20 protein-coding genes and 2 pseudogenes are annotated in these 26945 nt (G+C 69.7%); 9 read left to right on the forward strand and 13 right to left on the reverse strand.

Going from position 1 to position 26945, the window contains the following annotated elements; genetic code table 11:
• The first annotated feature begins 458 nt into the window (after positions 1 to 458).
• The 6 genes and pseudogenes from ACWGH0_RS14580 to ACWGH0_RS14605 all read left to right on the forward strand — a co-directional run.
• Positions 459 to 596 carry a hypothetical protein gene (locus ACWGH0_RS14580; protein WP_453404506.1) on the forward strand — a complete coding sequence of 46 codons (138 nt, stop codon included), beginning with the start codon at positions 459 to 461 and terminating at the stop codon, positions 594 to 596.
• A gap of 175 nt (positions 597 to 771) precedes the next feature.
• Positions 772 to 1155 (forward strand): TrmO family methyltransferase domain-containing protein, encoded by a 384-nt coding sequence (locus tag ACWGH0_RS14585; protein ID WP_453404507.1) that lies wholly within the window; start codon positions 772 to 774, stop codon positions 1153 to 1155.
• A gap of 194 nt (positions 1156 to 1349) precedes the next feature.
• On the forward strand, positions 1350 to 1868 hold the full coding sequence (locus ACWGH0_RS14590; RefSeq protein ID WP_453404508.1) for an AAA family ATPase: 519 nt from the start codon (positions 1350 to 1352) through the stop codon (positions 1866 to 1868).
• 659 nt (positions 1869 to 2527) lie between these two features.
• Positions 2528 to 3121, forward strand: a complete 594-nt coding sequence (locus tag ACWGH0_RS14595) for an isochorismatase family protein (RefSeq protein ID WP_453404546.1) — start codon at positions 2528 to 2530, stop codon at positions 3119 to 3121.
• Between the two features lie 381 nt (positions 3122 to 3502).
• The gene (locus ACWGH0_RS14600; protein ID WP_453404509.1) at positions 3503 to 5617 is read left to right on the forward strand and encodes a trehalose-6-phosphate synthase; all 2115 of its coding nucleotides are present in this window, start codon (positions 3503 to 3505) and stop codon (positions 5615 to 5617) included.
• A 176-nt stretch (positions 5618 to 5793) separates the two neighbouring features.
• Positions 5794 to 5944, forward strand: a pseudogene (locus ACWGH0_RS14605) (ATP-binding protein); the annotation flags it as partial.
• 18 nt (positions 5945 to 5962) lie between these two features.
• Here the strand turns inward: ACWGH0_RS14605 and ACWGH0_RS14610 are convergent.
• From ACWGH0_RS14610 to ACWGH0_RS14650, 9 genes and pseudogenes are all read right to left on the reverse strand, one after another.
• Positions 5963 to 6352, reverse strand: coding sequence for a hypothetical protein (locus ACWGH0_RS14610; RefSeq protein ID WP_453404510.1), 390 nt, complete (start codon positions 6350 to 6352; stop codon positions 5963 to 5965).
• Between the two features lie 305 nt (positions 6353 to 6657).
• Complete coding sequence (locus ACWGH0_RS14615; RefSeq protein WP_453404511.1) at positions 6658 to 7422, reverse strand: hypothetical protein; 765 nt, start codon at positions 7420 to 7422, stop codon at positions 6658 to 6660.
• Positions 7423 to 7573: 151 nt separating this feature from the next.
• Positions 7574 to 8497 carry an IS5 family transposase gene (locus ACWGH0_RS14620; protein ID WP_453404512.1) on the reverse strand — a complete coding sequence of 308 codons (924 nt, stop codon included), beginning with the start codon at positions 8495 to 8497 and terminating at the stop codon, positions 7574 to 7576.
• 32 nt (positions 8498 to 8529) lie between these two features.
• Positions 8530 to 11022, reverse strand: coding sequence for a SpoIIE family protein phosphatase (locus ACWGH0_RS14625; protein ID WP_453404513.1), 2493 nt, complete (start codon positions 11020 to 11022; stop codon positions 8530 to 8532).
• 903 nt (positions 11023 to 11925) lie between these two features.
• Entirely contained in the window at positions 11926 to 13140 is a 1215-nt protein-coding gene (locus ACWGH0_RS14630) for a cytochrome P450 (RefSeq protein ID WP_453404514.1), read from the reverse strand.
• Entirely contained in the window at positions 13140 to 13718 is a 579-nt protein-coding gene (locus tag ACWGH0_RS14635; RefSeq protein ID WP_453404515.1) for a cupin domain-containing protein, read from the reverse strand. Before ACWGH0_RS14635 ends, ACWGH0_RS14630 begins: the two co-directional genes overlap by 1 nt.
• 74 nt (positions 13719 to 13792) lie before the next feature.
• A pseudogene (locus tag ACWGH0_RS14640) lies at positions 13793 to 14086 on the reverse strand (type III polyketide synthase); the annotation flags it as partial.
• 775 nt (positions 14087 to 14861) lie between these two features.
• Positions 14862 to 15410, reverse strand: a complete 549-nt coding sequence (locus ACWGH0_RS14645; RefSeq protein ID WP_453404516.1) for an FABP family protein — start codon at positions 15408 to 15410, stop codon at positions 14862 to 14864.
• Positions 15411 to 15970: 560 nt separating this feature from the next.
• Positions 15971 to 16204 carry a hypothetical protein gene (locus tag ACWGH0_RS14650; protein ID WP_453404517.1) on the reverse strand — a complete coding sequence of 78 codons (234 nt, stop codon included), beginning with the start codon at positions 16202 to 16204 and terminating at the stop codon, positions 15971 to 15973.
• Positions 16205 to 16543: 339 nt separating this feature from the next.
• On the opposite strand from ACWGH0_RS14650, the gene ACWGH0_RS14655 reads away from it, so the two are divergent.
• Positions 16544 to 17149 (forward strand): hypothetical protein, encoded by a 606-nt coding sequence (locus tag ACWGH0_RS14655; RefSeq protein ID WP_453404518.1) that lies wholly within the window; start codon positions 16544 to 16546, stop codon positions 17147 to 17149.
• A gap of 284 nt (positions 17150 to 17433) precedes the next feature.
• Here ACWGH0_RS14655 and ACWGH0_RS14660 read toward each other — a convergent pair whose 3' ends face one another.
• Positions 17434 to 18264: a dienelactone hydrolase family protein gene (locus ACWGH0_RS14660; RefSeq protein WP_453404519.1), complete on the reverse strand. Its 831-nt coding sequence runs from the start codon at positions 18262 to 18264 to the stop codon at positions 17434 to 17436.
• A 137-nt stretch (positions 18265 to 18401) separates the two neighbouring features.
• Between ACWGH0_RS14660 and ACWGH0_RS14665 the strand changes: the two genes are divergently transcribed.
• Complete coding sequence (locus tag ACWGH0_RS14665; protein WP_453404520.1) at positions 18402 to 19445, forward strand: GlxA family transcriptional regulator; 1044 nt, start codon at positions 18402 to 18404, stop codon at positions 19443 to 19445.
• Positions 19446 to 19566: 121 nt separating this feature from the next.
• Here ACWGH0_RS14665 and ACWGH0_RS14670 read toward each other — a convergent pair whose 3' ends face one another.
• Both ACWGH0_RS14670 and ACWGH0_RS14675 read right to left on the reverse strand, forming a co-directional pair.
• Positions 19567 to 20571, reverse strand: a complete 1005-nt coding sequence (locus ACWGH0_RS14670) for an MBL fold metallo-hydrolase (RefSeq protein ID WP_453404521.1) — start codon at positions 20569 to 20571, stop codon at positions 19567 to 19569.
• An 83-nt stretch (positions 20572 to 20654) separates the two neighbouring features.
• Complete coding sequence (locus tag ACWGH0_RS14675) at positions 20655 to 21548, reverse strand: serine hydrolase (protein ID WP_453404547.1); 894 nt, start codon at positions 21546 to 21548, stop codon at positions 20655 to 20657.
• 39 nt (positions 21549 to 21587) lie between these two features.
• Here ACWGH0_RS14675 and ACWGH0_RS14680 point away from each other — a divergent pair, with 39 nt between their 5' ends.
• On the forward strand, positions 21588 to 22559 hold the full coding sequence (locus ACWGH0_RS14680; RefSeq protein ID WP_453404548.1) for a LysR family transcriptional regulator: 972 nt from the start codon (positions 21588 to 21590) through the stop codon (positions 22557 to 22559).
• Between the two features lie 808 nt (positions 22560 to 23367).
• Here ACWGH0_RS14680 and ACWGH0_RS14685 read toward each other — a convergent pair.
• On the reverse strand, positions 23368 to 26745 hold the full coding sequence (locus ACWGH0_RS14685) for a pyruvate carboxylase (protein WP_453404522.1): 3378 nt from the start codon (positions 26743 to 26745) through the stop codon (positions 23368 to 23370).
• Between the last annotated feature and the right edge of the window lie 200 nt (positions 26746 to 26945).

Here is a 26945-nt window from a genome sequence, read left to right on the forward strand (position 1 = left end):
GAGTGCGACCGGGTCGGCGAACCTGGGCAAGCCGCAGGAAGCCGTACGACTCGCCGAAGCCTCCTTGTCCAGCCGCCGCTACGCGCAAGCGTGCTGGCGGGAGCGTTCGCTGCTCGGCGTCGTGCACGCCCGCGGCCTGGCAGCCGTCGGAGGGAAGAAGGCCGCCGTGGCCGCGCTGCTGCAGATCGAACGGGACCTTGGCCGAGCAGACGCAGGCGACGATGAGCGAAGAGGGTGGTCTTCTTCGCCGAGTCCAGCCTCGCTCATGAGACCGCCGCAGCGCTGCGTGACCATGGCGACCTTCAAGGTGCTAGAAAGCAGTTCAGACACAGCGTCCGAACTTGACGCGCCCAGTTCGCGCGGACGCACTCCGTCACCCTGGGGTACCTCGGCGCCGTCCAGGCACAGCAGGGCATCTCGACCTCGCCTGCGACACCTGGAGTCAGGCACTCGACGCCATGACCGGCGTGCAGTCCGGCCGGGCCAAGGAGACGGTCGTCCAGATGCGACGGGCGCTGTCGCCCTTCCGAAACCGTGCGGACACCCAGGCTGCGAAGCTGGACGACGGGGCCCGCGCAATGCTCCTCGCAGGCTGACGCGTACCGTAGAAGCAACAGATTCGGGCAGGGCGGCTTCTCGACCGCCGGAGACCCACGAAGGGCAGCGCGTGTTCGACGAGCACATCAAGGTGCCGGTGATCGGCAGAGTCGTCGGAGGTACAGGGGCCGCCTCGACGACTACAAGGGCAACGTCGAGTCGATCATCCGCATCGTGCCGAGCATCCCTGAAGGCGCCCTGCAAGGGATCGAGGAGTTCAGCCACATCGAGGTCACCTGGCACTTCAGCCTCGGCTCGGACCAGGACATCGAACTCGAGCCCCGCAGCCCTCGCGACAACCCGGCATGGCCGGCCACCGGCGGCCTCGTCCACCGCAACCACCGACGCCCCGCCCGCATCGCCACCTCGTACCCCAGGCTCCTTCGAGTCGAGGGCCGTGATCTTCACGTGCTCGACCTGGACGCCGACGACGGCACCCCCGTCATCGACCTGGCACCGGTGTTCCAAGAGATGCTGCCCCGCGGACTTGTACACCAGCCGGAGTGGCCCACCGACATGCTGCGCGACTACTGGACGCACGCGGAGGAACGATCCTGACCGAGAGGTCACTGAAGCGGCCGGAACTCGACACCGCCCCGGTGAAAACCGCCGCCTCCGCACCCTGACGGCCGCGCCATCGAATGGAGTTGCTGCACCGCTGACTCTCGCGGCGTGTCTGCTGGGCTACTCCGTAGAGCGGTCCTGTCCGGGACGCCAACAGCGAATCCGTCCCCGCGAATAGGGTCACCAGTATGATTATTTGGCTGAACGGGACCTTCGGTGCCGGCAAGACGACGACCTCGAAGGAACTTGCCGCGCTTCTTCCAGACGCAAGGGTCTTCGACTCCGAGACCGTCGGCTTCATGCTGAGGCACGTCCTCAACTCCGTTCCCGTCAAGGACTTCCAGGAATGGCCGCCATGGCGTGGTCTGGTCGTGGCGACTGCTTCGCAGGTCCTCGACTTCGTCGGTGGAGTGCTCGTAATCCCCCAGTCGGTGCTCGTCGAGCAGTACTGGGGAGAGATCCACGCCGGGTTGGCGAAGGCTGGCATTCCGGTGCGGCACTTCGTGCTGCACACCGATCCAGACACGCTGGCCCGACGCATCGAGAGCGACATGGTCGAAAACGGCGCTCGGCAATGGCGCCTGGACCACATTCCTCGCTACCAGGACGCCCTTCCCTGGCTGCGGCGAGAAGCTGAAGTCATCGACACCACTCACCTCTCGCCCACCCAAGTTGCAGAAACGATCACGAGCAGCGTTTCCAGCTGAGCGACTGGTGACGACTCGACTACCCGACATAGACATGTCCGTCTCGCAAACCACAAGGTCACAGGCGCCAGAGATCACAGAGATCGACATAGCGTCGACCCCATCTCCCCGCATTACCGTGGCGGCCTCACTACGTCCAAGTCAGCCCCAATAACGGATACGAACACTTCGATGCCGGCCCGCGTCTCAACGCCGTCAGCATGAACATCGAATCTCACTCTCAGCAACGCTGCCGATCTGCCTTACGTCCCCCAGGTCGTGGACGGTCAGCAGGGCCGTCGCGTCCGGGCACTGGAGAGGCAGCCCCCCCCATCACGGTGCTTGCCGGTCGCATCGCAGTAAGTGGCCGCAACTGTGGTACGTACCGGGTTCTGCGCGTGCACGCCTGGTCTGCCAGCGCCGCGAATCGATTCTGCGGTGAACCTGTTCGTCCGGGCGGGTGACGACTGCGGATGCTCCGTCCACGGGGCGGGCGGTGGCGTGTAGGCCTTGGGGGTGTCCGAAGTGGATTGCGGCGAGGGCTGATGCGCGGATGGTGTCACCTCCGGGTTTCCGGTGGCCCGGCCTGGCTGGGGTCGAGGGCCCCGGTGTGGGTGCCCGATCTGGTGCGGTTCTGTTTGTCGCAGCGATCCCGTCCTGCGTTGTGAGAGGTGGTCGTGATGAGTCGAGGTTTGATCGTGGTGGATGTGCAGAACGACCTCTGTGAGGGAGGCAGCGTCCCGGTTGCGGGTGGAACGCGGATCGCGACCGCCGTCGCCGATCTAGTGGAACGAAGTGCGGGGTCTGACTATCAGTACGTCGTCGCCACCCGGGACCATCACATCGATCCGGGGAGCCACTTCTCGGAGAACCCGGACTTCAAAGACAGCTTCCCCGTCCACTGCGTGGTCGGCAATGAGGGCGGTGAGTTCCACCCGAACTTCGCCCCCACGGCCACGGGCGGCAAGGTGGACGCCGTCTTCTTCAAGGGCGCCCACAGTGCCTCCAAGAGCGGCTTCGAAGGCGCCGACGAACACGGCACGCCCCTGGCGGACTGGCTGCGCTCGCGAGGGGTGGAAGACGTCGATGTGGTGGGCATCGCCACCGACCACTGTGTGCGTGCGACGGCTCTGGACGCCGTGAAGGCCGGGTTCCGTGCGCGTGTGCTCCTGGACTACTCGGTCGGGGTTGCCCCGGACACGACGGCGTCGACTCTGGAGGACTTCCGCCAGGTGGGCGTTGAGGTGTCCGGCGAGGTACCGGTAGCCCAGTAATCCGGCGCCGGTTCACGCCGTTCGGAGCCGGTCACAGACCGGCCTCCTGCCCCGTGTCGGGGGGTGTGCGGTGCTCCTGTTTCCGCCGCCCGCCCGGCCAGCCCTTGCCGGCCCATCCCGAGGGAGATGCTGTGTCCCGAATCGGTTCCGCCATCGACGAGTTGGTCGCCGCCGCGCGCGAGGTGCCCGGGGAAGCGGTGACCCGGCTGCTGGACAGCACAGATGCCCCTGCAGTCCGTCTCGGTCGAGCGATCCGGGACCTGCAGGGAGTTCTGCCGCAGCCGCCGGATCCGGACGCCTGTGAGGGAACGGATGCTATCGACCCGGTGACCCATGACCCCGCGTGGTGAGCCCCGGAGGGCAAGGGCAGGCACCGTCAGGGTGCTGGCCACCGATCTGGACGGCACGCTGTTGGCCGGAAGCCGACACGAGCGGCGCCGGCTCCTCGACGCCCTGAGCGAGGATCCGGACACAGCCGTTGTCTTCGCGACCGGCCGCGGCCTGCCGTCGGTCCGGGCGCTTTTGCGCGAGGACCCCCTGCTGCCCTCTCCGCAATGGATCATCGCCGACGTCGGGTCCAGCGTCGTCGACGCCACCCGCATGACGCACGACCGGGCCCTGGAGGCGCAGCTACGTACCGGATGGCCGGGTGCCGGACACGTCCGGGCGGCGCTGGCCCCGTTCCCGCACCTCGTCTACCAAGAGCACGTACCGCAGGAAGGCCGTTGCTCCTTCTACCTCGCCGCGGAGCATCTCTGCCACGAATTGATCCGGGCGGTCCAGGCGCTGGGCTGCTCCTGGTCCTACGCTTCGGGCCGCTACTTCGACGTCCTGCCGCCCAACGCCGGTAAGGGGCGCGCGCTGGAGCTTCTCGCCCGAAGGCTCGCATGGCCGCGCAGCGGGATGCTGGTGGCCGGGGACTCCCTCAACGACTTATCGCTGTTCCGCCTGGGCACGCCTGCCGTGGTGGTCGCCAACGCGGAGCCCGCCCTCAGGGCACAGGCCCCGGCCGGCACCCTGATCCATCACTCGGCCCTCGAAGGGGCCGCCGCCGTGCTTGAAGGGCTCGAACGCCTCGGCCGGCCCCCGAAGCACCCGGTGGTGGTCGGCTACCACCGACCGCCTGTTCGGTGGCTCGACGGGCATTGGCAGCCGCCCTCCAGCCCGAACGGCGTCCTGCCCACCCTGCAGGCCGCTTTGACCGACGCAGACTTGAATGCCGTGTGGGCCGCCGCCCACGTCGGAGAAGCACCCGCGCCGCCACCGCCACCTCCTGCGGCTGCCGGCGGCCCAAGGCTGTCCCTCCTGCCGATGCCGCCCGGCCGGTGGGCCGGCTACTTCCACCGGACCTGCAAAGAGACCCTCTGGCCGGCCCTGATGTCCCAACCTGACCTCATCCGTCACCCTCGCGCTTACTGGAGCGACTATCAGGCCGTCAACACCGCCTTCGCCCGGCACATCGCCTCCCTCGCCGAACACGGCGCGACCGTCTGGCTCCACGACTACAACCTCTGGCTCGTACCCGCCGTCCTCAAAGCCGACCGACCCGATCTGACCATCGGTTTGTTCCACCACACCCCCTTCCCCCACCCCGACGTCTTCGATCGCATCCCGCAAGCCGACCAGCTGCGCGACTCACTCGCCCGCCTCGACTGGGCCGGCTTCCACACCCCCGATTGCGCCGAGCACTTCCACCGGCTCCTCACTCAATCCGCCGGAGTCGCCCCTCGCATCGGCGTGCACCCCCTGGGCATCGACCGCAGCTCCGTCACCACCCTCGCCCGTACCCGTGCCGCAGCCCGACCGCACCCCGGCAACGATGGCACCCAGCTGGTGCTGTCCGTGGAACGACTCGACTACGCCAAAGCCCCCGTCCACAAGATCCGTGCACTCGACAGCCTCCTCACTGAAACGCCCGCACTGCGCCACAAGATTTGTTACCGGCTGATCTGCCCGCCCCCCGAGCTCGGCATCCGCGCCTACGACACGACCCGCACCGCCCTCGAGACCGCCATCACCCATATCAATCGACGCTGGGGCACCACCGGCTGGCAGCCCGTCGAGTACCTCCCCCACAACCTCGACTTCACCGACATCGTCGACCACTACCTGGCAGCCGACGTGTTCTGGGTGACCTCCCTGGCCGACGGCATGAACCTCACCGCCCAGGAGTACATCACCGCACACCACGCCACTCGACGCCCAGGCGTCCTGGTCCTCTCCCGCCACGCTGGAGTGGCCCAGCACCTGGGAGACGCAGCCGTGCTGACCGACCCGCTGCTGCCCGACGACTTGGTGGACACTCTGCGCACTGCGCTCACCATGACGGGGCAGGAGCGTGCTGCCCACATCTCCGGCCTGGCCGCCTTGCTGAATATCCCGGACCCCGCCGATTGGGCACGCACGGTCATCACTGCCATCCGCGCCAGCACCGCCGCGCCATACAGGGGCGCGTGCAGGAGCTGGCGACCGAGCGGTTCGACTCACGAGGCGTAGTGAGTGAGGGCAAGTATGGCGAACCCGCTGAAAGCGGCGGTGATGATGCGCCCGGGGGAGTGGCTTCGGGCCGAAACCGACCGCGCCTGTCTGCGGGTCGTCCATGCCCTCACGCTGACCGAACCGCTCCGGGGGCGGCAGGGAGATGCCTGGAGATCGGTCTGCCATACCTCACGTCCGGCTGGACGAAGACCTTCACCGATTCCCGCCTCTGCGCAGCCATCGTCGACCGCCTCACCTTCGGCGGCAACATCATCGGGACGGGCACCGACTCCTACCGACTCGCCAGCACCCCGCGCTCGCGCTGAACAGCAGGTGGCCATGTGAGCCGAGGCGGGGCAGCCCTCATCGACCGTTGTCGAGGCTCCCGAAGACACGAGTGACCCACTGATCCACCCGGGTCCCGAACTCTGAAGCCGAGGTGACCCCCGAGGCCGGCAGGCAACCAGCGTCGTCAAGGTCAGCGACGAAGTCCACATCGCCCCAGCCACCACGGAACAGCACAACCGACAGCACGGCCTCCGCCGGACCGGATATGACCACGCCAACCGATTCCGGATCATGAACCCGAGCCCTGTCCGTCTCCAGTGGCTGAGGCCAGGAAGCCTCCGCATCCCTCCACGTCGCCCGGCCCACTTCAAGTCCAGCTGACGTCCAACCCACGGTCCGCTCAGCTAGAACGACAGCCACCTCGTCAAGGTCAACAACTCTGTCCATGAGGGGATCATCCCTCATGGGCAATCCCCGGCGGTCCAGGAACCCGAAGCCCCCTACGGCGTCCCCTGTTCCTACTTCTCAGCAACATCTTCGTGGTCGTCGACCCGTGGTCGTTCCCAGAACGCGTCGACAACCGTTCCTGCTTTTGACCTACGCAGCCATAGCGCCGTGCTGCGCTGGTCCCTCCGCCTGCGGCATGTGCCCAGGCCGCTCAATCTGGGTCGTGTTTCCCAGCCTGCCGGGAACGCGCCGGGGACAAGCACTTCCACTCCTTCCGTTTGGTACAGGTCCGGCCGGGTCCTTCCCGGTCCTCGGCATGGCTTTCAGCGGGCCAGGTGGAGTCGGGTGTGGAAGTAGCCCGCCGACTCTTTCCCCGCGGGGTCCTCGCCGAGGGCGGTGACGGTGGCTACTGCCCGCTGTTGTTCCTGGGGGTCGGTGAAGCGCCGCTGCCGGTGGGTGTCGGCGCCGCGCTCCACGGTGAGTCCGTACGATTGCAGGCAGGCGGAGATCGGCCTGTAGTCGTGGGTACGCAGGACGAAGGCCGCCACCGGCATGGGGCGGCCGATGGCGGTGAACAGCCGGGTAAAGGTGCGCTCGGTCAGGAAGCTCGTGCCGCCGGTGATGGTGATCAGGCCCGTCCCGGCGAGCGAACCGCGCAGCCGCTCCGTCGGTTCGGTGTGTTCCAGGTCCAGGCAGTGCCCCTGGTTGAGCAACCCGACGGCCACCGCGTAGTCCAGGGCCGGCTGGGACACGTCGATGCCGATGGTCCGTACGGCGTCCGGGCGGCGGCGGGCCGCGTAGAAGTCACGGTCGAGGTCGGCGAGTGCGGCGGTAGTGACTCCGGCCACCGCTGGCGAGGTGTAGTGCGCGAAGAGTTCGTCGAGGGTGACGTCGTGGTTGAGCAGGGCGGCGTTGATCCCGTAGGAGCAGCACATGTCGAGGACCGTTCGCCGCGCCGGCCCGAGTTCGGCGCTGAGCGCGCGGAAGACCGGCTGGGCGTGGCCGGGGGTCTGGTACGCGTACGGCTCGAGGGCGGCGAAGTACCCGCGGGGGTCGGGGAGGGCGTAGACGTCCTCGAAACTGGTCATGCCGGCTGGGGCCATCACAGCGCGCCTCCATGGCGATCGACGGGAGTCCGGACGGACCACCACATGAGCCAGGCGTACCCGGCCATGCCCTGACGCCGAAAGGCCGCCGATCCGGCCACCGCCGGTGGCCGGGGGCGTCAGCCGAGGGACATCAGAGCTTGCCCCTTTTCGTCTTAGCCGGGCGGCCGCAGTGGTTTAGGCACTGTTTCTCGTAGCGGGTGGCGGCTGCCCGGAAGCCTTTCAGCCGGTTGCTTGCGCGTTCGACGGTGTTGCGGTTCTTGTATCGCTCGCTGTCGAAGCCGGTGGGCCGGCCGCCTCGGGAGCCACGGTTCTTCCAGTGTCTTTGCTGGTCGAGGCGTTCGGGGATGGTGTGTGGAATGCCGCGTCGTCGCAGGTAGCGGCGGTTCTTCCGGGAGGTGTAGGCCTTGTCGGCCAGGACGTGATCGGGTCGCATGCGCGGGCGGCCGACTCCGGCCTGGGGCACGTTGACGTGCTCCAGTACGCGTTGGAGTTGGGGGCCGTCGCCGTAGTGGCCCGGCGTCAGGACGACGGCGAGAGGTCGGCTCCGTCCTTCGGCGGCGAGGTGGATCTTGGTGGTGTAGCCGCCTCGGGAACGTCCCAGACATTCGCCGATCTGACCACCTGCTCCAGCCGGACGGCGAGTTTCCGTAGCACCGGATCGACCTGGTTCGTCCCCCGTACGTTTCCCCTTTGAGGACCGGCGGCCGCCGGTGCCTTCCTCGCAACCGGCGGCATGCTGGTGGGCCCGCACCGCGGTCGAGTCGACTGACACCTCCCAGTCGATTCGGCCCGCGGCGTCCTCGGCAGCTTGGATACGAGACAGCAGCATCGCCCAAGTTCCATCCACTGACCAGCGGCGATGCCGTTTGTAGACGGTCTCCCACGGACCGAACCGCTCCGGCAAGTCCCGCCACTGGACACCCGTCCGCACCCGGTAGAGCACTCCGTTGATCACCCTGCGGTGATCACTCCACCGGCCTCCAGGCCTACCGCCACGAGGCCAGAACGGCTCCAGCCGTTCCCATTCCACACTCGTCAGATCCCCACGACCCATACGACGAGCCTGACCTCAACACCCCACCCCTGTCAGGAGATCCAAGAAGCCTGGTTGTCGGCACCGTGACCGGCACCGAGCTCGGTGAGCAACAGGGCTATGTCGTCAGCTCGGTACGAGGAGCCCCGGGCGTTGTGCAGCAGGCGGTCGGCGAGTTCGTCCAGTGAGTCGGCCCGGACGCGGGCGAGGGATGTTCGCAGGCGGTCGATCCCCACGTCGATGTCGGCGCCGCGTTCCTCGACCAGTCCGTCGGTGTAGAGGGCGAGGATGGATCCTGGCGGGAGGTCGATCCGGGCTGCTGGATAGACGCTTGCGCGATCCACACCGAGCAGTGGGCCGGCATCCAGTTCAAGGGCGTCGGTCGTCCCGTCGGGACGGCGGAGCAGGGGTGCGGGGTGGCCGGCGACGACGGCGTAGGCGTGCTGGCTGTGGGGTTCGAGGTGGATGGAGCAACAGCTGGCCAGCAGCCCGGGGTCGAGGTCGATGAGGGTTCGGTTGACGCCGGCCATCACATCGCCGGGCCTATGGCCCACGGCTGCGAAGGCCCTTACGGCGCTGCGCAATTGGGCCATTGTGGCCGCGGCGGCGATGCTGTGCCCTTCCACGTCTCCGATGATGAGAGAGACCCCACTGTCGGTGGGGATGACGTCGTACCAGTCGCCACCGATGTCCATTCCGCTGGTACCGGGTAGATAGCGCGCGACGGTGCGGATGCCCGGGACTACGGGCAGTCGGTGCGGCAGGAGCGCCTGTTGCAGACCGCGCGCGAGGGCGAACTCCGAGTCGTACAGTCGTGCGCGTTCCAGGGCCTGGGCGATCAGCCCGGCGAGTGCGGTGAGGACGCCGCGGTCCTTCTCCGTGAACCGGTGGATGTCGTCGAAGCCGAGGACGCAGGTGCCGACAGGGCGGCTGGAGGCGATCAGTGGCAGATACGCCCAGGAGCGTACGTCGCCCGTGTAGATGCCGGGGTAGCCCTGGGAAAGGTCCTGCTGCGACTCGATGAAGAGCGGAGTGCCGGAGGTCAGGGCCTCCGTACCCGGCAGGCGCGCATGCAGCGGTACGCCCTCGAGCCAGTCGAGGAAATCTTCGTGGTGGCCGGTGTGGAAGAGCAGGTGCATGGTGCCGTCGCGGACCACGTAGATCGCCAGCTGCTGGCCCCCGAAGGCCGGGAGGAGCTGGTCGGAGACCACTTCGCAGACTTCGCGGGCGGTGACCGCCTCGGTCAGCGCGCTGCCCAGCTGCAGGACGTGGTACATGACGCCTAGGCGCGCCGGTGGGGCAGCGGTTGCTGTCTCGGCCGAGGCAGCGGATGGCGTTGAGGTCGACGGTGAAGTGCCGACGGGCACCACCCGGCCGGTTACTCCGTCTGCTTGCGGATGGAGGGAGAAGGCGAGCCACCGGTCGGGCGGTCTGCAGGCCAGGAAGGAGACTGGCGCCTGCGAGATCATCGCGGACCGGTGCCGGTACTCGACGTCGGGATCGGACAGCCACGGCAGCACGTCCGAGAGGAACTGGCCCAGCAATTCGTCGCCGCGCACGCCCAGCAGCTGCAGCGCGCTGTGGTTGGCATAGGTGACCCGCCCGTCGGGGGCGAGGGAGAGCACCCCGTCCCGCAGCCGTTCGACCGCGGCGACGGCCGCGCTGCCGGCCTGCGCGTCGACGACCGTGCCGATCAGGTGGGTGCGTGCCCGCGCGGTGCCGGCCTCCGGTGCGCTGCCCCACAACTCGACCGTGCGGTACCCCTCGCCGCCGTCCCTGTGGTCCCGTATGCGCAGGGGCCGTGCTGTGATCCGGCCCTCGGCGGCTCCCGCGCGGGCGGCCGCTCGAAGGGTGGCGCGGTCGCCGGGGTGCAGGCAGGCAGCAAGCGTTTCGGCTCGTCCGTCGAAAGCGCGGGGGTCGAGACCGAAGATCGCGCAAAGCTCGTCGTCCACGGTGAAGGTGCCGGTGACGAGGTCCCAGTCGAACAGGCCGGCCCGTACGGCCGGTGCCGAGGGAGCTGGGCTCTCGACGGGAATCGTCTGCGGGTCGCACTCGACGGGGTCGCCGGTACGGGCGCGGAGGTCGGAGAGGGAGTCACCGAGCCGGTTGGCGATGGTCCGCACGTGGCGGCGCTGGGCCTTGGACAGCCCTTCGCCGCCGGGCGACGCCGCCCAGACGATCGCCAGCGCACCGAAGGTCTCCCCACCTGAGCCCACCGGCACGGAGCAGGAGCCGAAGGCGTATGGCAGGGCTACCGCGAGCTGGGGATACCGGCGCATCGTGTCCTCGGCGTCGGCCAGGTGGACCGTGCGCCCGGAGTCATAGGCTGCGGCGACAGGGATGGGACTGCTGACCGGAATGAGGTGCCAGCCCCCGAGCAGCGAGGGTGGTACACCGCACGTCGCGGCGAGCACGATCGACCGGCGGTCGTGGGAGCGGAGGAAAACGCTCCCGGCGTACGCGCCGGTTCCTTCGACGGCTTCGACGACGGCTGCAGCGAGCAGATCCTCACGCTGCGCCGTCTCGCCGACGATCATTTCGCGCATAGTTCCAGTGTGCGCAGGTCGGGCCCGCCGGCCAAGGGGGCAGCCCAGCGAGACGCATCGATTTCCGGGGTCCGTCGCCTCGATATGGCCATGGCTCCGCCCTGGATCCCCGAGACACCCGGGCAAGAGCACGCCAACCGTCGGTGGGGCACCTGTACGGTCCAGACACGGAGGACCGTAAAGACCCCGATAACTGACAGCTACTGACCGTCGCCGATGCTCATGATCACCCATATCTGCTCGGACGGCGCTCATGAGGTACGTGCCCCATCCGACTGCCAGCACGGTCATCCTGGGTTTCAACCGGAGCTGCTCGATCATGTCGGCAGGCAGGCAGCGGAGACGGAGCGAGCGCGGTCTCGGCGACTCCCGGACTGCCATCACGAAGAGGTCCTGCGGCGACGCCCAGGCCAGCAGATCCCACAGCGGCGGCTCCTCTCCCGGGGCGCTGCGCCGTAGAGGACTGGCAGCACCCCAAGGCTGTCGTAAGCCCAGCCGCCGCCCATCTCCGCACCGGTGAAGGCGCTGGCGGTGACAGCACGGGGCAGGCGCAGGGCGTTGTCAGCGTGCAACACGGCGGTGCCTGGGGGTGGGGACGGCGGGCGAACGGGCTCCGGGGGCTGCGTCCGTGCACGCATCAGGCTGAGACCGTTGTGGAGTTCCGCCGGGGCGGTGATCGCAGAAGCCAGTGGCTCAGGGGGAGCAGCCCAATAAGGGGTGTCGCAGCGGCGCTGGTACCCCTGCCTGAGACAGGTCAGCCTCGGGCCCTTGGTGCACGCGGAATGAGAGGCTCGCCAGAGGTCGGCGGTTCCTGCCCCCATCGGGACCACAACAGCGCGGTGAGCATCGAGGACTCCACCAGCAGCCGGTTCCCGGCCGCCGTCGGCCGGTGGGCGTGGTGTTCTACCAGGTGACCGGCAGGGCCACCGGCCCTCGGATGAGTACGTCCTTCTGCCAGGGCACGTCTCCGGGATCGATGGCCAGCCGCAGGTCGGGAAGGCGTGCCATGAGGGTGGTCAGCAGCAGTTCGGCTTCCATGCGGGCCAGCAGTGGTGCTACGCAATGGTGAGGGCCGTAGCCGAAGGCCAAGTGGGGCGGGCCCTTGCGGTCGATGTCGATCCGGTGCGGTTCGGGGTAGCACTGTTCGTCCCAGTTCGCTGCCACGTATGAGACGTAGACGGCCTCGCCGCGGCGGACCAGGACGCCACCCACCTCGACGTCCTCCGTGGCGATGCGGGCTTGTCCCACGCCGTGCTTGTGGGGGATCCAGCGCGAGAGCTCTTCCACGGCCTCGGGGACGGCCTGCGGGTCGGAGCGCAGTCGGATCTTCAGACTGTCGTCGGTGAGCAGGAGGTAGACCATGTTGGAGGTGTGGTTGCGCACCGCGTGCCAGCCGTTCAGCGCCGTCAGCGTGACCAGGGCGAGGAGTTCTTCCTCCTCGATCCTGCCGCTGTCGACAGCGGCTCCGAGCTCGCTGATGAGGTCGTCCTGCGGCTGGAGCCGGCGTTCACGGGCCAGTTCGAGGAAGAAGGCGCGGGCTTCTTCCTTGGCCTGCCGTGCGCGTTCGACCTCCGCTTCGTCCTTCGCCCGGGTGAGGACGTTGCTGGCCCAGGTGCGCAGGCGCGGCCGGTCGGCCTCCGGCACACCCAGCACGGTTCCGACGACGTGCATCGGAAAGGGGGAGGTCACATGCTGGATGAGGTCGGCGGGCGGCCCGGCCGCGACCATGGAGTCGATGAGTTGGTCGAGCCGGGCTTGGGCGCGGGGGCGCAGGGCCGCCATACCGGAGCGGTTGAACGCCGAGGACACCACAGAGCGGACGCGGGTGTGGTCGGGCGGGTCGACGAAACTGACCGCTCGGTCCAGCGGGATGAGGTATCTGTTCATGCTGGGCAGCGGCCGGCCGACGATGTCGCGGCTGAACCTGGGATCCGAGGTGACGAACCGGACGGCGTCGTGCCGGGTCGCCAGCCAGCACTCGCCGGGGGCTCCGTGCGGCAGTCGGATCCGGATGACCGGTTCGGCCTGCAGAGCCGCGCGGAGAAACGGGTCGAAGTCGAGGGCGGCCAAGTCCGACACCTCGTACAACGGCGCGGCTACGTCCTTCATGTCCTTCATCACTGACTCCCGGCTGGCTGGTCATGGCGCAGCGGCGTGAGCTGCTCGATGTCGTAACGGCGGCGCAGGGCGGCGATCGCCTGGTGGTCCGCAGGCCCGTCGGCGGAAAGGATCTCCAGAAGTTCCTCGAAATAGCGCTCGTGGGCCGGTGGCGGGGACGACTGGAAGAACATCCGGGCCGGGTCGCCAGTGGGATTGGCGAAGGCGTGCGGGCAGCCGGGCGGGACCAGGATGACCGTGCCGGGCGTGGCACGGACCACACGCTCACCCTTCGGCGACTGCCACCCCCGCCAACCGTCCGCGGTGCGCACCCGCGGCTCGAAGGCGAGAACGTCGAGTTCGCCCTCGAGGACGTAGAACAGTTCCTCGCTGCGTGCGTGGACGTGGGCGCCCACATCGAAGCCCGGTGGCACGAACACCTCGAAGCTCGACGAGAAACGAGATTGCCCGTCGGTCACCTTGAACGTCACGTGCTGGGCGGCCGCGCGAAGCGTACGGCCCTCACCGGGTCGTACGATCAGACCGCTGGGCGCCGTCCCGGGGCAGGCCGTCCTCGGGCCTCCTCCTGCAAGGGTCACGGCGTACGACTCCACCGGTCCAGCGCCATCTCGGCCGTGACGCCGGGCCCGAACCCGGCCAGAAGGCCGCGCGCGATGTCCGCGGCCCGCAGTTCGCTGTCCTGCAGCGCCCGCTGCACGACCAGCGGTAGGCGGGCCTTCGCCTCGGCCGCGTACAGCTGGTCGCGTTCCTCGAAGCCCGGGTGCGCGAGTGTCTCAGTCATCGGCGGCACAAAGTGCCTTGTCCGCACCCCGGTGTTCCCGATCGGGTTCAGCGCTGGGCCCAGTTGGGGGTGGCCTGCATGCCGCGAACGTCCGAGGTCGAGCGTCTCCTTCATGGAGATGACGTATTCCGGAACCGAGACGGCCGGCCGACACGAGGTCGCCATGCGACACCTTTACTCCACCGGCACGAGAGTGCCTCCGTTGACCCGTACGCATCCTTAAACGATCAGTGTCAATCCAGGTCACTACTTGGCGGCGTAGTTTCGTACCTTTTCACCAGTTTCGGCCCGGCGTCGTGAGTAGGCCCGCGTTCCGGTGCGGGGCAGGGGGCGGCCGCGGGTGGTGCGGCTTCCGGTCCCAGCACCTCAGCCGGCAGGCCGCGATCAACCAGGCAGCCTTGCCGTAACTCCCGGGTGCCCGCCGGAGTCCGCAGGATCTCTGTTGTCGGCCGGGCCGCTTGTCGCGTCACGCGGTCCGGGGCTCAAGTAGTGGAAAGGCTCAACGAGCACCGCGAGCGTTTCCCGCCGCGGGCTACCCACATGTGAAGTGCGCGCGGACCGGGTCGACCGGCCATGGGCATCATCGGGCGCCCCGTAGTCGCGGTCTACGCTCTGGGGATGCAGAGCAGTGATGTGACGCGGGACGACGGCACAGGGGTGGGCCTGTCCTTGAGGTACGGGACCACCACCAGCCGGAGCTGTGCGTTTTCAGCGCTGGGCCGCGGCTGCTGATCTCCCAGCTGTCGCGCCCTGTGCTGCTCGCCCTCGTCGAAGGGAAGCGGCAGGGCCGGCAACCCGACCATGGCCGTCGGTGCCATCATCGCCAAGCTGCGGATCCGTGACAGCAGAGCGCTACCGTCACAGCCGCTGAGCCGCTGAGCCCCGTGCCGTCCCTGCCCGCCCGTGCCGGAGGGCGGGGACTGTGCTCACCATTCGGTGGTTAGCTTCCCGCTCCCCGTCGCAGCTGTGCCGACAGGTGGTGCTGCAAGGGCTGCCCGACCGCCGCGAGGTCGTGGACGTAGGTGAGGGTGCCCTCGTCCGCCAGGGTGTAGCGGCGGCGGGTGGCGTCGACCTGCTTGGCGCTGGGTGTGAGAGCCACCTGATGGGTGGTGAGGTCGACCACGCCGTCGGCCGCGCTGCCCACGGAGATCTCCGCGACGCCGGTGGGCTGGGTGATCAGTGCCTCCACCCGCCCGTCGGGCTGAAGCCGCCACCAGCCGCTCTCCCGTGCCGACGGCCGCAGCGGCTCGCCGTCCCCGTCCAGTAGCCATGCCCGGGTCTCGTAGTGGAGGAAGGGCCGCCCGTCATGGCTGAAGGTGACCTCCTGTGCGTACGCGAAGTCCTCGGCGAGCGTGGGGTACTCGCCGCGACCCCGGCCCACCCAGGTGCCCAGAAATCCGAGCAGGGGTGCGAGCACTGGGTGCGGCGCGGGCGCCGCGTCCGGCCGAAGGGCGTCGGGGTACGGGTGCTGCTGATGGGGATCGAACATGAGGTGTGCTCCTGGGTCGAGACGTGTGCAGGGTGCAGCCTAGGGTGTCGGTCCGCGCTTCCCGGTCCGCGACGGGACTCGGCGTACCCGACAAGCAGAGGGCGCTCCGGCACCGTGCCGGACCAGTCGCCTGTCACAACCTCGCTACCCGTGGGCGGAGCTCCGGAAGAGTCCCGGCCCGGTGAGGTGCGGCCTGCCGAAGGCGGCATGGTCCCTCAGGGGCATGAGTGACGTCACCGCTCCTGCGCGATCGGAGCAGTGGGCATGGACGACCGAGGGCACAACGCAGTCGATCTTTCCTGTGGATCACGGCGTCGTGTTACGTCGTCACGAACCCGTCGCGGCAACTCGCGGCGCCTTCCAGTGTCCTGTGACCGGCTTTCGACCGTTGCCGATCACCGCTGAGCGGTGGCGCTGGCTCCATACACAGCCACGCGGATGATGTCCGCGTGGCCTGCGTGCTGGGCGGTTCTTCAAGAGCAAGACGAAGCGGCCGGGTATCAGCCGTACGGACCGAAGCCCCCGGCGCGACCAGCGCGGGGGCTCCGTCGGGCGGGCGCTCAGTGGTGGATGCTGTTGTTCGCCTTGCCTTGCGTCTTCGTGTTCGCGTTGTTGTTCGATGCATCCGAGAGGGTGCTGTTGACGAGCGACCCCAAGACGTTGACGGAGTCCAGGGCGGCGAGGTTGTTGAGTGCACCGTCGACGACCCCCGCCTGCGCGGGGGCCACGGAGCCAAGGGCTGCGCCGACGGTGAGTGCCGTGACGGCGATGATGCGTGAGGGTGACTTCTTCATGCCGTGATCAACTACCACAGCGCCTGCAGGACACGGTTCAGACCGCTCGCCGACGCCGGCGGCAACGGGACGGTGCCGACGCAGTGGGACAGACAGTTGCCCAGCATCTCCTCTCGCAGCAGTACGCCCAGCGAACCGGGGAAGTCCCGCTCCGGGGCCGGGGCGGGTCCCAGAGCACGGTGCGTCGCGGCTGCTGTGGCGCCGGGTTGGCCATGGTCTGCGTCTTGCACGTTTGCCCGGGGAACGCAGTGGAAGAGTTGACCCCGACAACCGGCCGGCCGAGTCGCTGGCGGGACGGCCAATTCTTTTCGACGTTCTGAACAGAACAGGAGCCCGCCGTTGCGCATCTACGCCCAGACCCCCGCCCGCCGGAACTGCCAGGTGCTCGTGGACCTGATCGCTGTGGCCCTGATCGCACTCGCGGTGTGGGCGGCATTCTTCGTCCGCGACACCATCATGATGCTGGCCGAACCGGGGCGGAAGGTTGAGAGCTCCGGAGACGGCCTTGCCGAGGAACTCGGCAAGGCCGGGGACGCGGCGTCGGACGTACCGCTCATCGGCGACGTTCTGAACAAGCCGCTTCAGTCCGCAGCCGACGCCAGTGCCGGCTTCGCGGACGCCGGCGCATCCCTTCAGGAGACCGTCACCCAGGTCGCCGACGTGACGACCACGGCTCTCATCGTCATCCTCGTGCTGCTCATCCTGGTTCTGTGGCTCCCTCCGCGCCTTCTCTGGATGCGCCGCAGCACGATCGTCCGCCGTCTCGCCGACGCGCCGGGTGGTGCCGACCTGCTCGCCCTGCGCGCCCTCACCGGCCCGCCGGCCGCCCTCGTCAAGCTGCCCACCCCGCCCGGCGGATTCGCCGACGCCTGGCGCCGGGGCGACCAGGAGGTCATCGCCACCCTCAGCGCGGTCGCCCTCGCAGACACTGGCCTGCGCCCCTGACGCGCGGAGGCCGGGGCGACGGTGGCCTGCACCTCTCCAAACCCTCGGTGCCCGGCAGAGGGCAGGGGCGTGTGTGTGACACCGAGTCAGACGCGCACGGTGAGCCACGCGCCGAGGCCGCCGCATCCGGTGGCGTTGTAGGTGGTGCTCCGGTAGGCCGTCGGGATGGGGGAGTAGGGGCACGTCCATATGCCGTCGCGGACGAGCTGGCTACGGGGTTCCCTAGCGGCTCGGGACTTGCTGGTTAAGGCGTCGACGGCGAGCCCGGCCGTCCGGGGCGCGCGTCAGGTCGCGCGCAGCGGCCGGCTCCCTTGTGGGTGCAGGCGGTCGGCAAGGAAGGCGAGGATTTCGTCGCGGGCCCGGACTGTGGGGTGCCCGGCCTCGTCCACGAGGTGGGCGGTGACGACGCTGTGCGGGGTGCCGACCAGATCGGCGAAAAATGGCGGCGGGGCCACGTTGGCGGCGCTGTCCGGGAGGACACGCCCGTCGAAGGCGTCGCCGAGCAGCGCTCGGTAGGCGGCGAAGCGCTCCCCCGTGCACCAGCGGTCGCCCTTGAAGCGGTAGGCGAGGACGGTGAGGCCGTCGCGGTCGACCCGTTCGCGCAACGCGCGCGCGTCCGCCGCGTCGAGTTCGAGTCCACCGGGGTCGTCGAGCGGCAGCGACGGGTGGTTGACCACCGGGGCGATCACCGCCGGCTCCAGGGCCATGGTGAGGGCGAAGTTGCCGGTGAAGCACAGGCCGATCGCCCCCACCCCCGGCCCACCGCACGCCCGGTGGGCCTCGCGCGCCAGGCCGCGCAGCCAGACCGTCACCGGGCTGGTGCCGCCACCGGCGAAGGCGCGGAACTCGGCGCTGACACAGGCGCGGCGGACGACCTCCCGGCCACCCTCGACCGTGGGGAAGGCACCGTCCGTCCCGAACAGGGAAGGCACGTGGACGGTGAAGCCCGCCTCCCGCACCCAGCGCGCGAGCCGCAGGACGTCGGGGCTGATGCCCGGCATCTCCGGGAGCACCACGACCGCGGGCCCGGCCCCGGCTACGTACACAGTCTTCTCCACCCCCTCCACAGCCACGCTTCGGCGGGTGAAGCCGGTCATCGGATCGTCGTCGCTCATGAGGCCAGCCTGGTCCCGGAGCCGGCCGTCGGGTGAGGGGCGGGATCGCCAACACCAGGGGTAATCTCGCCACAAGTGAGGAGGCCGAGCGGTACGCGAGGCGGGCCGTGGCCGGGAGACCAAGGGGTACGGGAGCGATGGCTGAGGCGATGCGACAGGCCGAGGGACGTGGGGGCCCGGGCGCCGGGCCGAGTGCGCTGCGTGTCGGTGTCCTGGCGTACGCGGACTGCTTCGCGTCCGAAGTGTTCGGCGTGCCCGACCTGTTGACGATGGCCGGGCATGTCGCCGGACCGGACGCGCCCGGCTATCGAGTGTCGGTAGTCTCGCCCCGCCGCCGGGTCACCGCCTCGGGCGGCGCGCGCCTGGACGTGCGTCCCTTGCGCGAGGTCGACGTCCTTGTGGTCCCCGGGTTCGAGCTGCGCCCGGACACGGACCTCGACAAGCGGCTCGCCCGCCTCGGTCCCGAGATCGCGACCATCCGTGCGCAGGCCGCCGCCGGGACCGCCGTCGTCTCCCTCTGCGTCGGCGCGTTCCTGCTCGCCGAGGCCGGGCTCCTCGACCGGCGCAGGGCGACCACCTCCTGGCTGTACGCCGACGAGCTGGCCAGGCGCTGCCCGGACGCCGACGTGCGGCCCGAGTACCTGGTCGTCACTGACGCGGGGGTGACGACCACGGCCGCCTTCAGTGCCATGTACGACTTCGCGCTGGACCTGATCCGCCGGCATGACGGCGCCCGGGTGGCTCGTACCACCGCACGGTTGGCGCTTGTCGACTACGCGCGGACCGACCAGACCCCTTACGTCGACCCGCGGCTCCTTCCGCGACCCGGCCGGGAGTTCTCCCAACGGGTCATGCGACGGCTCGACCAGAACCTCACTGAGCGGTACGACCTCACCGCGCTCGCGGACGCCTTCCAGGTCAGCACCCGCACGCTGCTGCGCCGCTTCGCCGAGGAGACCGGGCGCAGCCCGCTGGCCCATCTGCAGGCTTCCCGGGTCCGCCGCGCCCGCCACCTGCTGGAGACCACCGACCGCACGGTCGCCGCCGTCGCAGCGGCCGTCGGCTACCAGGACCCCGGCACCTTCGCCGCCCTCTTCACCCGCCACACCGGCCACCGCCCGAGCGCCTACCGGACCGCCTTCCGCCGCACGGCCCGGGGGTCCAGACCGGGCAGCCCCTAGGCGGCCAGGTCGGCGACGAGTACGACCAGCGGCGGCACCGATTGCACCAGGGAACCACGCCACGGCCCTGGGGCGGAGCGCGCCCGGGCCGCACCGGCCCCACCTGCGGCGGGCACGTCCGTCAGGGATTCGGTCGCATGTCTGCGCCGTACGTGGTGCGGTAGTCCGGGACGACGACCCGGCTCGTCGGAGACTCCTGGTGGACCTGGGCGGTGAACGCGTCCAGGTCCATCACCGGGTCGCGGCGCGGGGGCTCGCTCAGCGGCTCCTCGAAGTTGTCCCAGTGCACGGGCACGACGACGCCGGGCCGGCCCAGTGCCCGCAGCAACCGGGGCACGTAGCGGGACGTAGAGGCGCTGGACGGCACCGCGACCATCGCGAGATCGGGGCTCAGGCCCTGCACGGCCCGCTCGGAGAAGTCGCTGGCGCCCATCAGGAACGCCGACGGCCCGCCGCTCCCGGTCGTCACCTGGAAGGCGAGCGTGTCGCCCTCCGGCAGGTCGGAGATGGTCCTCGGGGCAGCCGCCGGCGGCGTGTTCAGCGTGCCCGGGGCGAAGTAGGAGTGCCGCTTGTTGCGGCTGTGCAGGCTCGACACGACCTCGACCGTGAGCCCGCCGAAGTCGAGCACCTCGCCACCCTTCACCACCGAGATCTGTCCCGGGTCGACACCGAACGCGACCAGCAGATGGAAGGTGGTCTCCGTGCCGACGACCCGGGCGCCGGTGGACTTGGCGATGAGGGGCACGTCGGCGACGTGGTCCCAGTGGGAGTGGCTGACCAGGACGATCTCGGGATGGCCGACGTACTCCCGTACCAGCTCGGGGTCGGACCTCAGCCTCGTACCCGGCTTGAAGCCTCCGTCGAACAGGCCGGTCTTGAACCGGGTGACGTACGGGTCGAAGAGCACCGTCCGGCCGTCGACGTCGATGCGCCAGCCGGATGTGCCCAGCCAGCGGAAGGACGCCGAACCGGCCGCCGGGGCCCTGCGGGGCGCCGCCGCGGAGGCTGCGGTCGTGGTGGGAAGCAGCGGGGCGGCCGCGCCGAGCGCGGCGCCCCGCAGCACCGCACGCCGGCCGAACCCCTGGACGCGCCGCTTCGGGCGCTGTGTGTCTGTGTCGTCGCTCATGGTGTCAGGAGATCAGGACATGACCCGCGCCGTCCAAGATCAAAATTCTGGAGTTCCGATACTCGAAAGCATATGAGTGCAGGTCAGAGCCCTTTACTGCGCAGGAAGTCGACGGCGATCCGGGCCGTGACACCGATCGCGGCGTCCACCGCCGGACGCGAGGCGGCGAGCTCCCGCGTGCGGGCGAAGACGGAGACCGCGTAGCGGCCGCCGTCGGGATACCCGACGACCCCCGCCTCCATGTGCAAGCCGGGCAGGGTGCCGGTCTTCGCCGCGACCGTCACGTCGTCGGGAAAACCCGACACGAGCCGGTGCCGGAAGGCCTGACGCGCCATCAGCTCACGTACCTGGGCGCACGCCTCAGGAGGGCCCGCTTCGTCCCGCCAGACGAGACGTAGCAGCCGGGTGATCTCGCGGGGCGTGCTGGCATTGGTCCGGAGCGGATCCAGCACGCTCAGCCGTGTCTTTCGCTCGTCCGGCAGAGCCGGGTAGCGGAGGGCGAACTCCGCCTCGTCGCGTGCGCCCACCTCGGCGAGCATCGACTGAAGTACGTCACGGGGACCGCCCACGATCCGGGTCCCGCCGAGCCCGAGTTCCGCCGCGAGAAGCCGCACCGTGTCCAGGCCGACCCGTGCCAGCAGCAGATCCGCCGCCGAGTTGTCGCTCACCGAGATCGCGAAGAACGCCAAATCGCGCAGCGACAGCTCGACGTCGTCCGCGCAGCCTGCCGTGCCCCAGCCGCCGAGCCGGTCGGCCGCCGTCACCCGCACCCGCTCCCGGGGGTCGAGCTGGCCGGCGGCCACCTGCCGCGCGAACTCCAGGACCAGCAGCACTTTGAAGACCGAGGCGATCACGACCGGTTCGTCCGCGCCGACCACCACCTCCTCGGCACCCGGCCCCGTGCCGACGGGGACCGCATGCAGTACCCCCTCGGCACCCGCCCCCGCGAAAACCTCGCGGATCTGTTCCTCGACCATCGGTTCGCCCCTCACGTAAGGTCCCTGGCTGTGGATCTCTTGCGCCACCTGCGCATCTTTGTCGCCGTCGCCGACGAGCTGCACTTCAGCCGGGCCGCCGACCAGCTTGGCATGGCCCAGCCACCGCTGAGCCAGGCGGTACGCAGACTGGAGAAGGACCTCGGCGTCGAACTGTTCGACCGATCGCACCGCCAGGTCCGGCTGACCGCCGCCGGCATGGTGCTGCTGGACGAGGCTCACGAACTCCTCGCCCGCGAGGAGCGGTTACGGACGCTCGCCCGCCGCGCCGGGGACGGCGGCCTGGGCACCCTGCGCGCGGGCGTGCCCCCCGACACCACGGTCACCACGCTCTCCGCGCTGCTCTCGGCGTGCGCGGAGCACTCCCCGGGCCTGTCCGTCGACCTCCAGGGAATCACTACGGAGGAACAGCTGCGGCTGCTCGCCTCCGGTGGGCTCGACGTCGGCCTCGTCCACCAGCCCGTGGACGCCACCGACCTCCGCCTCGGCGCGGAGGTGTGCGTGGAACTCGGCGTCGTCCTGCCCCGAACCTCACCGCTGGCCCGGCTCCCCGAGGTCGCGCTCGCCGAACTGGCCGGCCACGACCTGGTGCTCTTCCCTCGTGCCCAGGCGCCCGGCTGGTACGACCGGATCCTCGACACCTGCCGGGCCGAGGGCTTCGTGCCCGGCCGCCTGCGGCACGCCTCCAACCCCGAGTTCGTGCTGGCCCTCGTCCACGCGGGCCACGGCCTCGCCTTCGACCAGGGGCCGGTGGCCCGCAAGGAGCCCCGCGTCGTCTGGCGGCCACTGGCCGACCGCCCCCTCACCCAGCGGACCACAGGGGCCTGGCCCGCCGGCCGGTCCGCCCATCCGGCCGCCCCGCATTTCGCGGAACTCGCGGCCGGCGTGCTCGCCCGCGACCGTACGGCAGCATCGCTGCGCCGCGACGACGGCCCGCGCTCGCCGGACGGGCCGCCCCGTCCGTGGTCGGTGGTGTACGACGAGTCGCCCTGACGCCGCGCCGACCGGCTGCCCAACGAGAGACAGACCGGGCCTTCGGGTACACGTATGCATGCGCCGGCCCTGCTCGCTGGCGAGGACAACTCGTGTGGACGTTCCTTCCGCGCCGCGGCGTTCGCGCGCGGCCCTGTCCGCCTTAGCCAGCACACCGAAGTGGGCGATTCCTCTATCGCGTGTGAGGACGGACGGATCGGCCGCACGACGGGTCCCACTGATCAACCTCGGCCCGGCTAGACCGCGCGTCTCCCCGCCGTGCCCGGAACGCGGCATCCGCCGCCTGTGCACCACAGAAGTCAGGCGTTGACGGGAGTCTGCGCGGGAACTTCCGCACCTGAGTCGCTCGCAGCGGCAGCGGCGGCCTTGCTCCTTTCCTTACGCGGTGATCTCGCCCCGCCGCCTGAGTGACCGGGGTTACCCTGACGGGCTGTCGGGCCGGCCCGCCGGAGAACTCCGCGTCGCGGCCGTACCCGGGCGGTCAGGTCGGAAGTGGATGAGCGGGCGCTGGTGCGCCAAACGAATCTCCGACATGGGCGGGGGGCTGGATCTCGCTTGATGGCCGCCGGTTCCACACGCCGGGCAAAGGGCCCCGACACTCACACCTTTCGAGTGCGAGGCCAGTGCCCATAGCGCCAGGTCAACGCACTCGCGTAGCGCAACCTTCGCGTGTCCGTGCAGGTCGGACCGCTCAAACATTCAGGGCCAACAAAAGGTCAGCATTGGCACCCGAGACGCAGCGATGGGGGGCGTACGGCCGGCCCAGGGACTCACCCGGGCCGGCCGTGTACACCCGCGCGAGCGGACGTCAGCCGATCTCGATGAGCAAATCGCCCGCCTCGACCTGCTGGATCTTTCCAATCGCCAATCGCGCGACCGTGCCGTCGCACTGGGCAGTAATGGAAGCCTCCATCTTCATTGCCTCAATGGTGGCCACCGTCTGACCCGCCGACACCGTAGAGCCCTCCTCCACCTGGAGTGTCACGACACCGGCGAACGGCGCGGGGACATGCCGGTCGTTGCCGCGGTCGGCCTTTTCAGCGGCCTTGACCTCGGTGGCGACGGACTTGTCCCGCACCGACACCGGGCGCAACTGGCCGTTGAGCGTGGCCAGCACCGTACGGAAGCCCCGCTCGTCGGCCTCGGAGATCGCCTCCAGCTCGATCAGAAGCGTGACACCGGCCCCGAGCGTGACCGTGTGCTCGGTGTCCGGTTCCAGACCGTAGAAGAAGTCCTGCGTGGGCAGAACTGACGTATCGCCATAGGCCTCGCGGTGGGCTTCGAACTCCCTGGTGGGGCCGGGGAACAGCAACCGGTTCAGCGTCGCCCGCCGCTCCCGGCCCAGTCCTTCGCGGTCCTCGTCCGACAAAGTCGGTGTCTCGGCCTGCGCAGGGCGGCCCTCCAGTGCGCGGGTACGGAACGGCTCGGGCCAGCCGCCGGGCGGGTCGCCCAGTTCGCCGCGCAGGAATCCGATCACCGAGTCCGGAACGTCGAACTTGCCGGGGTCGGACTCGAAGTCGGCCGCCTGTACGCCGGCTCCGACCAGGTGCAGGGCGAGGTCTCCCACCACCTTGGAGGAGGGGGTCACCTTGACCAGCCGGCCCAGCATCCGGTCGGCGGCGGCGTAGCAGTCCTCGATCAGTTCGAAGCGGTCGCCGAGGCCGAGCGCGATGGCCTGCTGACGCAGGTTCGACAACTGTCCGCCGGGGATCTCGTGGTGGTAGACGCGCCCGGTCGGCGAGGCGAGCCCCGACTCGAACGGCGCGTAGACCTTGCGCATGGCCTCCCAGTACGGCTCGAGGCCTCCGACCGCGTCGAGCGAGAGGCCGGTCGCGCGCTCGGTGTGGTCGGTAGCCGCCACGAGCGCCGACAAGGAAGGCTGGCTGGTGGTGCCCGCCATCGAGGCGACGGCGGCGTCGACGGCGTCGACGCCCGCGTCGATGGCGGCGATCAGCGTCGCGAGCTGTCCGCCCGCCGTGTCATGGGTGTGCAGATGGACCGGAAGGTCGAAGCGCTCGCGCAGTGCGGTCACCAGGGTGCGGGCAGCGGGCGGCCGCAGCAGGCCGGCCATGTCCTTGATGGCCAGTACGTGCGCGCCGGCCTCGACGATCTGCTCCGCGAGGCGCAGGTAGTAGTCGAGCGTGTACAACTGTTCGGCCGGGTTCGACAAGTCCGCGGTGTAGCACAGGGCGACCTCGGCCAGCGCGGTGCCGGTGGACCGGACGGCATCGATGGCGGGACGCATCTGCGAGACGTCGTTGAGCGCGTCGAAGATCCGGAAGATGTCCATGCCGGTCGCCGCTGCCTCGGCGACGAAGGCCTCGGTCACCTCGACGGGGTAAGGCGTGTAGCCGACGGTGTTGCGCCCACGCAGCAGCATCTGCGTACAGATGTTGGGCACCGCCTCCCGCAGGGCCGCGAGCCTCTCCCAGGGATCCTCGGCGAGGAAGCGCAGGGCCACGTCGTAGGTGGCACCGCCCCAGCACTCCAGGCTCAGCAGCTCCGGTGCCGTGCGAGCGACATGCGGGGCGACGGCCAGCAGGTCGCGTGTCCTCACCCGGGTGGCGAGCAGGGACTGGTGCGCGTCGCGGAAGGTCGTGTCCGTCACCGCGACGGCCCGCTGCGCACGCAGCTGGGCTGCGAACGCCTCCGGGCCGAGCGCCGCGAGGCGCTGCCGGGAGCCTTCGGCGGATGCTCTGCCGAGTGAGGCGGGAGGGAGCTTGGCGGCCGGGTCGATGACCTGGGGACGCGGGCCGTGAGGACGGTTGACTGTCGTCTCGGCGAGATACGTGAGCATGCGACTTCCGCGGTCGGCCGAGGGGCGCGCCCGGATCAGTTCCGGATGGTCGGCGATGAAGCTCGTCGTGATGCGGCCTTCGCGGAAGCCGGGGTGGTCGAGCACGGCGCCCAGGAAGGGCAGGTTGGTGGCGACTCCGCGGATACGGAACTCCGCGATCGCACGCCGTGCGCGACGGGCCGCGTTGGCGAAGTCGTGGCCGTGGCAGGTCAGCTTGACCAGCATTGAGTCGAAGTGGGCAGACACCTCGGCGCCGGTGTGGACGGTGCCGCCGTCGAGCCGTACACCGGGGCCGCCCGGGGAACGGTACGCGGAGATGGTGCCGGTGTCGGGACGGAAACCGTTGGCGGGATCCTCAGTGGTGATACGGCACTGCAGGGCCGTGCCCGTGAGGACGATGTCGTCCTGCGTCAGGCGCAGTTCCGGAAGTGTTTTCCCTGCGGCGATCCGCAGCTGACCGATCACCAGGTCCCGTCCGGTGACCTGCTCGGTGACCGTGTGCTCCACCTGGATACGCGGGTTCATCTCGATGAAGACGTGGTTGCCGCGCTCGTCGACCAGGAACTCCACGGTCCCCGCGTTGACGTATCCGATGTGCTTGGCGAACGCGACGGCGTCGGCGCAGATACGCGCGCGCAGTTCCGGGTCGAGATTCGGCGCGGGCGCGATCTCGATGACCTTCTGATGGCGGCGCTGCAGCGAACAGTCACGCTCGTACAGGTGCACGACGTTCCCGCTGGCGTCGGCGAGGATCTGCACTTCGATGTGGCGGGGGTTGATGACGGCCTGCTCCAGGAAGACGGTGGCGTCGCCGAACGCCGACTCCGCCTCGCGCATCGCAGCGTCGATCGCCTCCCGCAGCTCGCCGGGCTCGGCGACGCGCCGCATTCCCCGCCCGCCGCCGCCGGCGACCGCCTTGACGAACACCGGGAACCCGATGGAGTCGGCCGCGCCGAGCAGGGTCTCCACGTCCGTGGACGGCTCCGACGACTTCAGTACGGGAACCCCGGCCTCGCGGGCGGCCGCCACCGCGCGGGACTTGTTCCCGGTGAGATGGAGTACGGAAGCGGGAGGGCCGACAAAGGTGATCCCGGCCTCGGCGCACGCGGCGGCGAGGTCGGGGTTCTCCGACAGGAAGCCGTATCCGGGGTAGATGGCGTCGGCACCGGCCTTGCGCGCGGCCTTGATCACCTCTTCGACCGAGAGATAGGCCCGCACCGGGTGGCCCTTTTCGCCGATCTGGTAGGCCTCGTCGGCTTTGGCCCGGTGGAGCGAGTTGCGGTCCTCGTAGGGGAAAACGGCCACGGTGGAGATGCCGAGCTCGAACGCCGCGCGGAAGGCGCGGATCGCGATCTCGCCCCGGTTGGCGACCAATACCTTGCGGAACATCAATGTCCCCTGTCGTGTGCGGGCGGGCGGCCTCAAGGTGGCGATGTCATCCCGTGTACCGGGATCGGCATCCGCTGTTCCCGTGGACGGTACCGATCAGTAGCGGTGGGGGGGGGGGGGGGGGGCGCACCCCGCGCGCCTTTTCCCGCCCCCGCCACGCCCCCGGCCGCCTGGCAGGGCGGGCGCCTCGGTGTAGGGCC

The sequence above is a fragment of the Streptomyces sp. NPDC054887 genome, from assembly GCF_053610585.1.